Source organism: Nocardia aurea, assembly GCF_003123685.1.
Taxonomy (GTDB): domain Bacteria; phylum Actinomycetota; class Actinomycetes; order Mycobacteriales; family Mycobacteriaceae; genus Nocardia; species Nocardia aurea.
Window position 1 is genome coordinate 269,610 of record NZ_QCYJ01000172.1, and the last position, 12,414, is coordinate 282,023.

Genomic DNA, 12,414 nt, shown 5'->3' on the forward strand with positions numbered 1-12,414 from the left:
CCACGGGGGGCGACGCGGTCCCGGATACGCCGAACCGGCCGGGCCTGGAGTGGATCTACGTGGCCTTCCCGACCCGACGCGGGGTCAGGAAATGCCGCGGAAGAAGGCGCGGATATCGTCCGCGAGCAGGTCCGCCGCCTCCATCGCGGGGAAGTGACCGCCCTCGGTGAATTCGCTCCAGTGGCCGATCGCCTTCCACGGGTCCATCGTGCGGCGCACGAGCGGATGGGTGTCGAACACGGCCCACCCCGACGGCACGTCGGAGGCCACGACCCAGTCGAGTCCGGCGTGCTCGCCCTCGTAGTAGAACTGCGCGCTCGACGCGGCGCTGCGGGTGAACCAGTACAGGCTGATGTTGGTGAGGAGTTGGTCGCGGTCGACCGTCTCGTCCGGCGTCCGGTTGTCGCCGCCGGTCTTGGTCTTGAACTTCTCTGCGATCCACGCGAGCTGACCGACCGGCGAGTCGGTGAGCGCCGCGCCGATCGTGTCGGGACGGTGGTTCTGCATCTCGAGATACCCGCGATCGGCCGCGTCCGCGGTGCGCGCGGCCGCGAGCTGGGCCATCTCGTCATCGGACAGATCGTCGGGGCAGGGGAGCTTGTCGCCGACGAACCCGAGACACCGGGAGTCTGTGCCGATATGCGTGCCGATGACGCGCTCCGGATAGAGCGCCGCGAGGCGCCCGGTGATGCCCGAACCGATATCGGTGCCGTGGGCCCCGAACCGCGCGTAGCCCAGACGCGTCATGATCTCGGCGTAGGCCTCCGTCGTCCGCGCCAATTCCCAGCCGGTTCCCGAGAGTGGGGTGGAGAACCCGAAGCCGGGCAGCGACGGGATGACCACGTGGAACTCGTCGTTCAGTAGCGGGACGAGTCGCTGGTACTCCACGAACGAGCCCGGCCAACCGTGGTTCAGCATCAGCGGGGTCGCTTCCGGATTCGCCGATCGCGCGTGCACGACGTGGAAGGTCTGGCCGTCGACGACCGTCGTGCACTGGTCGTACTCGTTGAGCTTGGCCTCCTGCACACGCCAGTCGAAGCCGTCGCGCCAGTATTCGGCGAGTTCCTTCAGGTACACCGGCGGGATGCCCCGGCTGAAGTCGGTGCGGTCGTCTCGGCCCGGCACGAGAATCGGCCAGCGGGTGCGTACCAGCCGCGCGCGCAGGTCGTCGACGTCGGCCTGCGAGATGTCGATGCGGAAGGGTGTGAGCGCGTTGTTCTCGGTCATGGCGTCCACGTTCCCGGGTAATGCGGCAGATCAGCTTCCGCGATTGCTGAAATGATCGAGAACATGTTGGAGACCTCGGCCCGCCTGCTCGCACTGCTGTCGTTACTCCAGCTCAGGCGCGACTGGACCAGCTCCGAGCTCGCGGACCGGCTCGAGGTGAGCACGAGGACCGTGCGCAGCGACATCGGCAAGCTGCGGTCGCTCGGCTATCCCGTGGACGCGCGCCCCGGCGTCGCCGGCGGGTACCGGCTGGCCGCCGGGGCGGCGATGCCCCCGCTGCTGCTCGATGACGACGAGGCGGTCGCCGTCGCGGTCGGACTGGGCGCGGTCGCGACCCGAAGGCTCGGCGTGGAAGAGACATCGCTCACCGCGCTCGCGAAACTGGAGCAGGTGCTGCCCTCACGCCTGCGTCGGCGCGTCGAGGCGGTACGCGAGGCGACCAGCGCCGTTCCGGGGGCTGAGCCGCCGCTGGATCTCTCGGTCCTCGGCGCGGTCGCCGCCGCGATCCGCGGCCACGAACGGCTGCGGTTCGGCTACACCAAGTACGGGGGCGCCGAACGGGCCTGCCACACCGAACCGCAACGGCTGGTCACCTGGGGGGCGCTCTGGTACCTGCTCGCGTGGGATCTCGACCGTGACGACTGGCGGATCTTTCGTGTCGACCGCATGGTCGCGCACGCACCGACGGGTGCGCGGTTCCCGCCGCGCGCGATCCCGGAGGACGATGCCGTCGGGTACGTCGTCGGACGCGTCAGCAAGGCGGCCTGGAAGTACCGCGCCCGCGTACTCGTCCACGCTCCCGCCGCCCGGGTCGCCGCGAAGATCCACATCCCGGTCCGTATCGAGGAGGTCGACGAGGCCACGTGCCGCGTCGAGCTGGGGTCCGACGACCCGGACCGGCTCGCGCTGTGGATGGCACAACTCGACGTCGACATCGAGGTGATCGACGGAGACGAACTCGCGGCGGCGTTCGATCGCCTCGCCACGAGGTTCCGCCGCGCGGCCGGTGCTCGGCCGTCGGTCACGCAGCGGGCACGTTCCCACAGACCCGACGGCGCCACCGCGTGACAGTGGAATCAGGTCAGATCGGCGTTCCCGTCGATGATCTTGAGGTGGTAGTGGAAGCGGTCGACGCGCCAACCGGCGGCGGTACGTTCCGCGCCGATGACGTAGCTACCGACGAAAGTGCGGGTCGCACCGTTGGCCGCGTCGTTCTTGACGTGGACCGCGATGGCGTCGGCGTGGACCGCGGCTGTGTCGCCGTCCAGGTCGACCAGATAGTTCCCGGCCTGGTGGTGGACTTCGTCCAGATCGCTCAAACCGGTGCGCCAGTCGCCGACGATATCGGCGGCGGGGCGGACGGCGACATCGCCACCGAAGCCGCCGTCGAAATCCACGGTCGCGGTGAACACCTCGGTGAGGAGTTCGTCCCAGCGCTTCTGATCGGTGTAGACGAACATACGGGTGACGACCTCGATGATCGCGAAACGATCTGCGAGGTAGGAGGTTTCGGACATGCGTCGACCCTACTCACCGCTCCCGCCGCCGCGCACGCGCTTTTTCCCGCTGGGCGCCGGGCGAGGCGCGGGAGCCGGTCGTAGGCTGGCAGTGCTATGACTCGACGTGCTCCCGATTCCTGCCCCGGTGTCCTGCGGTTACATCAGGCCGCCGACGGACCCCTCGCCCGGATAAGGCTGCCGGGCGGCAGGCTGGAGCCGGACCAGTTGGCCGATCTGGCCGCGATCAGCGTCGATCTCGCCGACGGGAATATCGAACTGACCTCGCGCGGCAATCTGCAATTACGGCAGGTGGGTGACGCGGTCGCGCTGACCGATCGGCTCGCCGCCGCCGGACTGCTGCCGAGCCGCTCCCACGAGCGGGTACGCAATATCGTCGCGTCCCCGTTGTCGGGTCGGCTCGGCGGACTGGCCGACGTGCGCGATCGAGCGATCGCGCTCGACGAAGGTCTGCGCGCGACGGCGCGGCTGGCCGATCTGCCCGGACGGGTGCTGTTCACCCTCGACGACGGACGCGGCGATGTGAGCGGACTGGCGGGCGATATCGGCGTGCACGCGGTGGGCGCCGAGGAATTCGCGCTGGTCCTCGCCGGGGCCGACAGCGGTATCCGGGTCGGCGCGACGCATGCCGTCGATCTCGTGCTCGCGGCGGCCGAGGGATTCCTCGACCTGGATTCGGGGCAGTGGCGGCTGCGCGACATCGAGGACGGCGCGGCCCGCGTCATCGAGCACCTGGGCCTCACACCCGGCGACGAACGCCTGGAATTCGTCGCGTCCCAGGATATTCCGATCGGCTGGCTGGATCAGGACGACGGCGCGGTGGCACTCGGCGCCGGTGTGCGGTTGGGGACGCTGCCCGCGCGGGTCGCTGAATTCCTCGCCGCGGTACAGCGCCCGATCTACGTCACGCCGTGGCGCAGTCTGGTCGTGGTCGATCTGGAGGAGTGGGCCGCCGAGCAGGTCGTGCGGGTGCTCGCGCCGATGGGGCTGATCTTCGACGCGGACTCGCCCTGGCTGCGCGTGAGCGCCTGCGCCGGGCAACCGGGGTGCGCGAAATCGCGCACCGATGTGCGCGCCGACGCGGCCGCGGCCGTCGAATCCGGACGGGTACTGCCCACCCGCGCCGACGCGGGCACGCCACCGGCCGATCCGGTGCAGGCCGCGATGGTCGTGGCGGGCGGACGCCAGCACTGGTCGGGCTGCGAACGTCGGTGCGGACGGCCGCCGGGCGCGGTCACCGAGATCACCGCGATGCCGGACGGCTACCGGGTCGACTGAGCGACGCTAATGCAGTTCCAGGGTGCAGCATTTCACGCCGCCGCCCGCTTTGAGCAGTTCCGACATATCGATGCCGACCGGGTTGTAGCCCTGCGCGCGTAACGCCTCACCGAGACCGTGCGCGCGGGCGGCGATGAACACGTTGAATCCGTCCGACACCCCGTTCAGCCCGAGCACCATCGCGTCATCGTCGTCGGCGAGGACGGCATCGGGATACAGCGCGGCCAGGATGTCGCGACTGTCGGCGCTGAACGCCTCGGGGAAGTAGGCGACATTGTCCTCGTCCAGCACCATCAGGGCGGTGTCGAGATGATAGAAGCGCGGGTCGACCAGTTCGAGCGAGACCACCGGGCGACCGAAATAGCGCTCCACCTCGCGGTGGGCGGCGGGCGAACTGCGGAATCCGGTGGCGGCCAGGATGCGACGGCCGACTCGGAGGAAATCTCCCTCGCCCTCGTTCACCTCGGTGGCCGCGACGAGCTCGCGGAATCCGCGCCGGGCGAACCACTCGTGGTAGGCGGGGCCCTCCGCCGCGCGTTCGGGATGGGTGAAGCGCGCCGACATGGCCCGCCCGCCGATGACCACACCGCTGTTGGCGGCGAAGACCATATCCGGCAGGCCCGGCACACCCGGCACGACCTCGATGCGGTGGCCGTGGCGCTCGAATGCCACGCGTAACGCCTCCCACTGGGACAGCGCGAGCGATCGATCGACCGGTCGGGCCGGATCCATCCAGGGGTTGATCGAATACGAAACCCCGAAATGATCGGGGCGGCACATCACGAACCGTCGCGGTGTCGACTGCCGCCGGACCGGATCGGACTCCGACGTGGGCATGGTGGCTACAGAGGTCAACGTGGCTCCCGAGGTAGTCGCGAATCGTTCCACTGCCACGACGATAATTCGCCTATCATTGCGCCAGAAATAGCAATTCATTGCGCAGTCGACGGTAATTACAGCGAATCATTGCGTGGCGCGAGGAGAATGTGACATGGACGACATCGATCGCCGGATTCTGGGTCACCTGCTGCGTTCGGCGCGCGCCTCGTACCAGGAGATCGGTTCCGGCGTCGGATTGTCGGCTCCCGCGGTGAAGCGCCGGGTGGATCGCATGGTCTCGAGCGGGCAGATCACCGGATTCACCGCGCTGGTCAATCCCGCCGCGCTCGGCTGGACCACCGAGGCCTACGTCGAGGTCTACTACCGCGACAACATCACCCCGGCCGAACTGCGCCGCAGTCTGGAACCGATCCCGCAGGTGGTCGGCGTCTGGACGATCGCGGGCGAGGCCGACGCCCTGGTGCACGTGATGGCCACCGATATGGCCGAAATCGAATCGACCGTCGAGCGGATCCGTGAGAACACCCGGGTCGGTCGCACCCGCAGTTCCCTGGTGATGTCGCGCATCCTGGAACGTCCGCGCACGTGAAGCGGTACCCGGGCGTGATCGTGCTCGCACAGTCCTCCTAATGTGGTGCCCATGTCCGACGTGCGTGCCGATTACCTCACCGACGGGGCCGAGATCTATCGGCGCTCGTTCGCGACGATCCGCGACGAGGCCGATCTGGCGCGCTTTCCCTCGGATGTGTCGCAGGTCGTGGTGCGGATGATCCACGGGTGCGGACAGGTCGATCTGGCCGATGACATCGCCTTCTCCCCCGGTGTCGTCGCCGCGGCGCGGGCCGCGCTGCGCGCCGGGGCGCCGATCCTGTGCGACGCCAATATGGTTGCCTCCGGCGTCACCCGTAAACGTCTGCCCGCCGACAACGAGGTCATCTGCACCCTCGCCGATCCCCGGGTGCCCGAACTCGCCGCGAATATGGCCAACACCCGCTCGGCGGCGGCGCTCGAACTCTGGGGCGAGCGGCTCGGCGGCGCGGTCGTCGCCATCGGCAACGCGCCGACGGCGCTGTTCCACCTGCTCGACATGCTCGACGCGGGCGCCCCGCGACCGGCCGCCGTGCTCGGCATCCCGGTCGGGTTCATCGGCGCGGCCGAATCCAAGGACGCGCTGATCGATTTCGGCGGTATCGAGTATCTGACCGTCCGGGGCAGGCGTGGCGGCAGCGCCATCACCGCGTCGGCGCTGAATGCGATTGCGAGCGAACAAGAATGACCGAGATCAGCGCACCCGGCAAGCTGTGGGGTGTCGGGCTCGGCCCCGGCGATCCGGAACTGGTGACCGTCAAGGCCGCCAGGGTGATCGAATCCGCCGATGTGATCGCCTTCCACAGCGCCAAGCACGGCCGCAGCATCTCCCGCGGTATCGCCGCGCCGTACATGCGCGCGGGCCAGCTCGAGGAACATCTGGTCTACCCGGTGACCACCGAGACCACCGATCACCCCGGCGGGTACCAGGGCGCGATCGACGAGTTCTACGAACAGGCCGCCGAGCGCCTCGCGGCGCATCTGGCCGCCGGTCGTTCCGTCGCGCTGCTCGCCGCCGGTGATCCGCTGTTCTACAGCTCGTACATGCATATGCATCGCAGGCTCGCCGACCGCTTCGAGGCCGAGATCATCCCCGGTATCACTTCGGTGAGCGCGGCGTCGGCGGCGCTGGGCACCCCGCTGGTGGAAGGCGAGCAGGTGCTCACGGTGCTGCCGGGGACCATGCCGACCGACGAACTGACCCGCAGGCTCCGCGACACCGAGGCCGCCGCCATCATGAAACTCGGCCGCACCTACCCCGGTGTGCGCAAGGCGCTCGCGGATTCGGGACGGCTCGACGACGCCTACTACGTGGAGCGCGCGAGCAGCACCCGTCAGCGCGTATTGCGTGCCGCCGACGTGGACGACGCCGATGTCCCGTACTTCTCCATCACCCTGGTCCCCGGCCCCCGGCCCACCACCCCGCTGCCGCGCGCGATCGCGCGGGCCGCGACCCAGCACGCGGTCGTCGAGTCACCATCGACCGCCGACGACTCCGTGACGCCGAGCGCCACGGGTGAGGTCGTCGTCGTCGGGCTCGGTCCGGGTTCGGCGGAGTGGACGACCCCCGAGGTGCGGCACGCGCTCGACGAGGCCACCGATCTCGTCGGCTACACCACCTATATCGACCGGGTGCCGGTGCGCCCCGGCCAGCGCAGGCACGCCAGCGACAATCGCGTGGAATCCGAAAGAGCCGCCATGGCACTGGATCTCGCCCGCAAGGGTGCGCGCGTCGCGGTGGTCTCCTCGGGCGATCCCGGGGTTTTCGCGATGGCCGCCGCCGTGTTGGAGGAATCGGCCGACCCGCAGTGGGAAGGGGTCGCGGTGCGCGTCCTGCCCGGCCTCACCGCCGCGAACGCGGTCGCCAGCCGGGTCGGCGCGCCGCTGGGACACGACTACGCCATGATCTCGCTCTCGGACCGGCTCAAGCCGTGGGAGGTTGTCGCCCAGCGCCTTTCGGCCGTCGCCGCGGCGGATATGGCGATCGCGATCTACAATCCGGCCTCGTCGCAGCGCACCTGGCAGGTCGCCGCCATGCGCGAATTGCTGCTCGAACATCGCAAACCGGATACCCCGGTGGTGCTCGGACGCGATGTCGGCGGACCGACCGAATCGGTGCGGGTCGTCACCCTCGACGAACTCGATCCCGCCGAGGTGGACATGCGGACGTTGCTGATCATCGGTTCCTCGACCACCGCGTCCTTCGACACCGACGCCGGGCCGCGGGTCTACACGTCGCGCCGATACACGCGCTGACGGGCTCGCTTCGTCTCGCGGGGCCGATCGGCTAACATTCCACTATGGAACGTGAGGATGTAGCGAACGAGACCCGGTCGACCGAGCGCCGCAAATCCCTGAATTCCACGGCGGCGTCGCTGCTCGGGTTCCTGCACGAGGGTCCGATGTCGGGCTGGGATCTGGTGACGATCGCCCAGGAGCGCATCGGCGATTTCTGGACCATCACCCAGAGCCAGGTCTACCGCGAACTGGCCGCGATGGACGGCGAGGGCCTGGTCGAGAAGGGACAGGCGGGTGCGCGTGACCGAACGCCCTACCGGATCACCGACGCGGGCCGCGCGGCCTTCCGCGAATGGATCGGCCGCGACCCCGGCAGCGAGACCATCCGGGTGCCGCTGCTGCTGACGCTGTCCTTCGGCGAACATCTCAATCCGCACCATCTCGACCGGATCATCACCGCCAATCGCACCATCCACCACACGCGGCTGGATCGATACCGGGACCAAGAACCCGCCGACCTCACCCCGCACCAGCGGGCCACCCTGGAATTCGGCATCGGTTACGAGACCGCCGTACTCGAATGGTTCGAGCGACTTCCCGACCTGCTCGGCGTTCAGCGGGCGGAATCCTGATCGGACCGAATCGCCGTACGCAGCAACCATTCCCGCGCCTGCTCGGCGGTTTCCACCGCGGTGACGCCCTCGGGCAGCGCGGGCCGGTCGACGACGACGACGGGCAGTCCGGCTGCGCGGGCCGCCACGAGTTTCGCCTCGGTCTGATCGCCGCCGCTGTCCTTGGTCACCAGTACGTCGATCCGTCGGTCCGACAGCAGCGCGATCTCGTCGTCCACCGCGAAAGGTCCACGGGTCAGCAGTAATTCGTGCTTCGGCGGCAGCGCGCCGTCCGGCGGGTCGATGGCGCGGATCAAGAACCACTGCCGGGTCAGACCCCCGAACGCGCCGACGCCCTGGCGGCCGATGGTCAGGAAGACCCGGTCGCCGAATTCGGTCAGGGCTCGAGCGGCGGCGTCGAGGTCGGCGACCCTGGTCCAGCGGTCACCCGGTTGTTCGCTCCACGCGGGCCGCAGTATCCGCAACAGCGGGATGCCCAGCGCCGCGGTGGCCACCGCGGTGTTCGCGCCGATTCTCGCGGCGAAGGGATGGGTCGCGTTGACGACGGCGCCGATATCCTCGGCCGCCAGCCAGTCGCGAAGTTTCTCGGTGCCGCCGAAACCGCCGATCCGCACCTGCCCCTCGGGCAGATGCGGATCGCGCACGCGACCGGCGAGCGAGGAGACGATCTCCAATCCCCGCTCACCGGACGTCGCTGCGGCGAGTTCCCTGGCTTCCTGGGAACCGCCCAGAATCAGAACCCTCAGGGCTGCCCGCTGAAGTAGGCGATGCCCGCGTTGATCAGGTTCGGACCACCCGCGATCAGCAGGCCGATCAGCGCACCCACCGGCAGGCCGATGCCGAAGAAGAAGAATCCGATGATCCCTCCGATAACGGCGCCCAGGGACGCGCGCTGCAACTCGCTGAAGAACCATTCCTGCGAACCGATGGCCTCGGCGTGCCTGGCCACCGCGTCGGCGGTGGGCTTGGCGTCCGGGGTCAGCGTCAGCTGCTGCGCGGTCGGATCGATGGTGGCGGCGATGGAGATGAGCTCCTCACCGACCTTCGCCTGCAGCGGGATGGAGGTGACGACCGCACCGTCGGCGTTCGTGACCGTGACGTACTTCTTGTCGGCGTCGAAGGCGAACGAGCCACCGGTGACCGCGGCGACGATCGACTTGTCGAGCGCCTGCACCGTGTAGCCGACGCCCTGATCCTGGCCCTGCACGCCGGGCGCGGCCTGGTTCTGCACGGCCGGGGCCGGTGCGGAGGGTGCGGCGCCCGAGGTGCCCGAGGCGATACCGGTGGCGGCGACCGCGAGGATCGCGGTGGCGGCGAACTTCTTGTACTTCATAAATCTCCCCATGAGAAACCTGAAGTCCGATAACTATCGGATCTCGGCCACCGACCCTACCGCCCGGCTCCCGCTGTTTCACGTGCAGTTCCGGTATTTCCGGTCTGCTACGACAGTATTTTTCGTACCGACCACTGAGTTACCGGTAACTGTGGGCGCCACGCCGTGAAGCCGCCGAGCGGTTCGGCCCGATAGATCTGAAACTTCCGCAACTCACCTCCGTGGCTGTCGGCCCAGGTCAGCAGCAGCGATTCCGATTCGGCGGTAACCGCGTTCGCCACCAACCTGCCGCCGTGTCGCAGATGCGACCAACATGTCTCGAGCAGGCCATCCTGGGTGAGCCCGCCGCCGAGGAAAATCACGTCGGGCGATCCGGATTCGGCGGTCGCGACCGCCAATTCCTCGGGGGCCGCGCCGCGGACGACGACCTGTGGCACGCCCAGCGCGGCGGCATTCACCGCGATCTGCCGCCGCCGCGCCTCGTGCTGTTCGAACGTCACCGCCCGGCACGCCGGATGCGTCCGGCACCATTCGATCGCGATGGTCCCTGACCCGCCGCCGATATCCCACAGCAGTTCGCCGGGCGCGGGCGCGAGCGCGGCCAGTGTCAGCGCGCGCACCTCGGATTTGGTGAGTTGTCCGTCGCCGCTGTACATCTCGTCGGGCAGGCCGGGCATCCGCGTGGCCCGCGCGCGGGCCGGGTCGCCCACGCACTCGATCGCGACGATATTCAGCGGATCGCCCTCGTCCCTCCGCCATTCGGCCGCGACACCCGCGACCAGGCACTCGTCGGGGCCACCGAGCTGTTCCAGCACCGTCAGGTTCGACGCGCCGAAACCGTTGTCCCGCAGGAGTTCGGCGAGCGCGGCCGGGGTGTGCTGATCGGCGCTGAGGACAAGGATCCGGCGTCCGTCGCCGAGTTCGGGCAGTACCGTCGCCAGGGGTCTGCCGACCACGCTCACCACCGGGACATCGGCCAGCGGCCAGCCCAGCCGCGCACAGGCCAGCGATACCGACGACGGCTGCGGGAACACCCGCAGCGCGTGCGCGCCGACGAGTCGGGCCAGCGTGACACCGATGCCGTAGTACATCGGATCACCGCTGGCCAGCACGCCTATCCGCGCGCCCGCTGTGGTCTCCAGCAGACCGGGCAGTGCGGGTACCAGCGGCGAGGGCCACCGCACCCGCTCGCCGGTGATGTCATCGGGAAGCAGCGCCAGCTGGCGCGGCGAGCCGAACAGCACCTCGCATGCCGCGACCTCGCGCCGCGCCGTCGCCCCGAGTCCGTCCCAGCCGTCGGCGCCGATCCCGACGACGGCGATCGGCGGGCCCGGCCACACCTTCGTCACAGTGGTCTACCCCGCCCCGCCGGTGAAGTACGTCCGCGCCGTGCGACCGCCACGGTCACGAGGATGGCGCGGTCCACCATGGCACCCGTGAGATCTCGCTGGCCGATCGACGGGGCACAGGCGGCCGGACCGCCTCGAAATCCCCGGCTCACCGCGGCATCCGACGCCAGACCGATTGCGGGACGAAACGGACGACGGCGTAGATCGGCTGGAAGATCCGAGGCACCCACACCCGAGCGGAACCCCGGCGCAGACCACGAACCACCGCGTCGGCGACCTGGTCGACGGTACTCGACAGCGGGGCGGGGTCCATGCCCTCGGTCATGCGCCCGATGACGAAACCGGGACGCATCAGCAGCAGCCGAACGCCGCTGCCGCGCAGGGCATCCGACAATCCCGTCGCGAATCCGTCGAGTCCGGCCTTGGCCGATCCGTAGACGTAGTTGGCGCGGCGCACCCGCGCGCCCGCCACCGAACTGAAGACCACCAGTTGCCCCGAGCCACGGGCCCGCATGAGGTTCGCCAGGGTGGTCAGCACGCTGATCTGGGCCAGGTAATCGGTGTGCACCACCGCCAGCGCGTGCGCCGGATCCTGTTCCGCGCGTGCCTGATCGCCGAGTATGCCGAAGGCGAGCACCGCGACGCCGATCCCACCGTGCTCGGCGTCGATCTTCTCCAGCAGCGCGGGATGGCTCGCGGTGTCGTCGGCGTCGAATTCGACGGTGTGCACATCCGTGGCCCCCGCGGCCCGCAGTGTCGCGATCTCGCCGTCGAGATCACCGTGGCGACGCGCGGCCAGGATCACCGCCCGGCCGGGCGCCAACCGCCGCGCCACCTGGATACCCATCTCGCTACGCCCGCCGAGCACCAGCACGGGCCCGTCGGCGATTCCACGCCCACCTCGCAATCCCATGCGGACAGTCTGTCATTCCCGTCCGCGCGCCCGGCCCGCCACCGGTCCCCTCGTGACCTGCGCGGACCTCGGCGGCTACGGTCGGGGGATGCCGACAACCACCGCGCGACTGACGCCGACCGCCCTCGAATTCGTGACCGAACGGCATCTCGCCACCCTGACCACCCTGCGCGCCGACGGCACCCCGCACGTCGTCGCGGTCGGATTCACCTGGGATCCCGAGGCCGGGATCGCGCGCGTGATCACCAACGACGGTTCGGTGAAAGTGCGCAACACACGCCGCTCCGGGTACGCGGCGGTGAGCCAGGTGGACGGGATCCGGTGGCTCACCCTGGAAGGGCCCGCCACCGTTCTGGACGATCCGGCCGAGGTCGCCGACGCGGTGGCGCGTTACGCGGGCCGCTACCGGGTTCCCCGGGAGAACCCGACCCGCGTCGTCCTCGCGATCCGGGTCGCCCGCGTGCTGTCCAGCAGCACCCTGCGCTGATTCCGACGCGGT

General features: G+C 69.4%; 14 protein-coding genes. 7 read left to right on the plus strand and 7 right to left on the minus strand.

The annotated features are described in order from the left end of the window. Nucleotides 1–84: 84 nt before the first annotated feature. On the minus strand, nt 85–1,227 hold the full coding sequence (locus tag DAT37_RS42405) for an epoxide hydrolase family protein (protein ID WP_109530655.1): 1,143 nt from the start codon (nt 1,225–1,227) through the stop codon (nt 85–87). A 63-nt stretch (nt 1,228–1,290) separates the two neighbouring features. On the opposite strand from DAT37_RS42405, the gene DAT37_RS42410 reads away from it, so the two are divergent. Next, complete coding sequence (locus DAT37_RS42410; protein ID WP_109530656.1) at nt 1,291–2,295, plus strand: helix-turn-helix transcriptional regulator; 1,005 nt, start codon at nt 1,291–1,293, stop codon at nt 2,293–2,295. Nucleotides 2,296–2,303: 8 nt separating this feature from the next. On the opposite strand, the gene DAT37_RS42415 is transcribed toward DAT37_RS42410, so the two are convergent. Beyond that, on the minus strand, nt 2,304–2,744 hold the full coding sequence (locus DAT37_RS42415) for a nuclear transport factor 2 family protein (protein WP_109530591.1): 441 nt from the start codon (nt 2,742–2,744) through the stop codon (nt 2,304–2,306). A gap of 96 nt (nt 2,745–2,840) precedes the next feature. Here DAT37_RS42415 and cobG point away from each other — a divergent pair, with 96 nt between their 5' ends. Then, entirely contained in the window at nt 2,841–4,022 is a 1,182-nt protein-coding gene (gene cobG, locus DAT37_RS42420) for a precorrin-3B synthase (RefSeq protein WP_109530592.1), read from the plus strand. 6 nt (nt 4,023–4,028) lie between these two features. Here cobG and ddaH read toward each other — a convergent pair whose 3' ends face one another. Further along, nucleotides 4,029–4,859 carry a dimethylargininase gene (ddaH, locus tag DAT37_RS42425; protein WP_198654723.1) on the minus strand — a complete coding sequence of 277 codons (831 nt, stop codon included), beginning with the start codon at nt 4,857–4,859 and terminating at the stop codon, nt 4,029–4,031. Nucleotides 4,860–5,013: 154 nt separating this feature from the next. On the opposite strand from ddaH, the gene DAT37_RS42430 reads away from it, so the two are divergent. From DAT37_RS42430 to DAT37_RS42445, 4 genes are read left to right on the plus strand one after another with little or no spacing between them, the layout of a single operon-like run. Further along, nucleotides 5,014–5,451, plus strand: a complete 438-nt coding sequence (locus tag DAT37_RS42430) for an Lrp/AsnC family transcriptional regulator (RefSeq protein WP_109530593.1) — start codon at nt 5,014–5,016, stop codon at nt 5,449–5,451. Nucleotides 5,452–5,502: 51 nt separating this feature from the next. After that, complete coding sequence (locus DAT37_RS42435; protein ID WP_109530594.1) at nt 5,503–6,138, plus strand: precorrin-8X methylmutase; 636 nt, start codon at nt 5,503–5,505, stop codon at nt 6,136–6,138. Further along, complete coding sequence (locus DAT37_RS42440; protein ID WP_109530595.1) at nt 6,135–7,706, plus strand: precorrin-2 C(20)-methyltransferase; 1,572 nt, start codon at nt 6,135–6,137, stop codon at nt 7,704–7,706. The genes DAT37_RS42435 and DAT37_RS42440 overlap by 4 nt, the downstream gene beginning before the upstream one ends. A 44-nt stretch (nt 7,707–7,750) precedes the next feature. After that, on the plus strand, nt 7,751–8,320 hold the full coding sequence (locus tag DAT37_RS42445; protein WP_109530596.1) for a PadR family transcriptional regulator: 570 nt from the start codon (nt 7,751–7,753) through the stop codon (nt 8,318–8,320). Here the strand turns inward: DAT37_RS42445 and DAT37_RS42450 are convergent. From DAT37_RS42450 to DAT37_RS42460, 4 genes are all read right to left on the minus strand, one after another. Beyond that, on the minus strand, nt 8,302–9,066 hold the full coding sequence (locus tag DAT37_RS42450; protein ID WP_232840339.1) for a cobalt-precorrin-6A reductase: 765 nt from the start codon (nt 9,064–9,066) through the stop codon (nt 8,302–8,304). The two genes, DAT37_RS42445 and DAT37_RS42450, sit on opposite strands and share 19 nt — an antisense overlap. Beyond that, nucleotides 9,063–9,653: a hypothetical protein gene (locus DAT37_RS45985; protein WP_232840334.1), complete on the minus strand. Its 591-nt coding sequence runs from the start codon at nt 9,651–9,653 to the stop codon at nt 9,063–9,065. Before DAT37_RS45985 ends, DAT37_RS42450 begins: the two co-directional genes overlap by 4 nt. A 107-nt stretch (nt 9,654–9,760) precedes the next feature. Further along, nucleotides 9,761–11,002 (minus strand): precorrin-6y C5,15-methyltransferase (decarboxylating) subunit CbiE, encoded by a 1,242-nt coding sequence (cbiE, locus tag DAT37_RS42455; RefSeq protein WP_198654714.1) that lies wholly within the window; start codon nt 11,000–11,002, stop codon nt 9,761–9,763. A 148-nt stretch (nt 11,003–11,150) separates the two neighbouring features. Next, nucleotides 11,151–11,915, minus strand: a complete 765-nt coding sequence (locus DAT37_RS42460) for an SDR family NAD(P)-dependent oxidoreductase (RefSeq protein ID WP_109530598.1) — start codon at nt 11,913–11,915, stop codon at nt 11,151–11,153. An 88-nt stretch (nt 11,916–12,003) separates the two neighbouring features. Here DAT37_RS42460 and DAT37_RS42465 point away from each other — a divergent pair, with 88 nt between their 5' ends. Beyond that, nucleotides 12,004–12,402 carry a PPOX class F420-dependent oxidoreductase gene (locus DAT37_RS42465; protein ID WP_109530659.1) on the plus strand — a complete coding sequence of 133 codons (399 nt, stop codon included), beginning with the start codon at nt 12,004–12,006 and terminating at the stop codon, nt 12,400–12,402. Nucleotides 12,403–12,414 lie beyond the last annotated feature (12 nt).

Bases quoted from the DNA above. Each gene is read 5' to 3' on its own strand.
- DAT37_RS42445 (WP_109530596.1), top strand. From the start codon at position 7,751: ATGGAACGTGAGGATGTAGCGAACGAGACCCGGTCGACCGAGCGCCGC.
- DAT37_RS42440 (WP_109530595.1), top strand. From the start codon at position 6,135: ATGACCGAGATCAGCGCACCCGGCAAGCTGTGGGGTGTCGGGCTCGGC.
- DAT37_RS42435 (WP_109530594.1), top strand. From the start codon at position 5,503: ATGTCCGACGTGCGTGCCGATTACCTCACCGACGGGGCCGAGATCTAT.
- DAT37_RS42415 (WP_109530591.1), bottom strand. From the start codon at position 2,744: ATGTCCGAAACCTCCTACCTCGCAGATCGTTTCGCGATCATCGAGGTC.
- DAT37_RS42405 (WP_109530655.1), bottom strand. From the start codon at position 1,227: ATGACCGAGAACAACGCGCTCACACCCTTCCGCATCGACATCTCGCAG.
- ddaH (WP_198654723.1), bottom strand. From the start codon at position 4,859: ATGCCCACGTCGGAGTCCGATCCGGTCCGGCGGCAGTCGACACCGCGA.
- DAT37_RS45985 (WP_232840334.1), bottom strand. From the start codon at position 9,653: ATGAAGTACAAGAAGTTCGCCGCCACCGCGATCCTCGCGGTCGCCGCC.
- DAT37_RS42430 (WP_109530593.1), top strand. From the start codon at position 5,014: ATGGACGACATCGATCGCCGGATTCTGGGTCACCTGCTGCGTTCGGCG.
- DAT37_RS42460 (WP_109530598.1), bottom strand. From the start codon at position 11,915: ATGGGATTGCGAGGTGGGCGTGGAATCGCCGACGGGCCCGTGCTGGTG.
- DAT37_RS42410 (WP_109530656.1), top strand. From the start codon at position 1,291: ATGTTGGAGACCTCGGCCCGCCTGCTCGCACTGCTGTCGTTACTCCAG.
- cobG (WP_109530592.1), top strand. From the start codon at position 2,841: ATGACTCGACGTGCTCCCGATTCCTGCCCCGGTGTCCTGCGGTTACAT.
- DAT37_RS42465 (WP_109530659.1), top strand. From the start codon at position 12,004: ATGCCGACAACCACCGCGCGACTGACGCCGACCGCCCTCGAATTCGTG.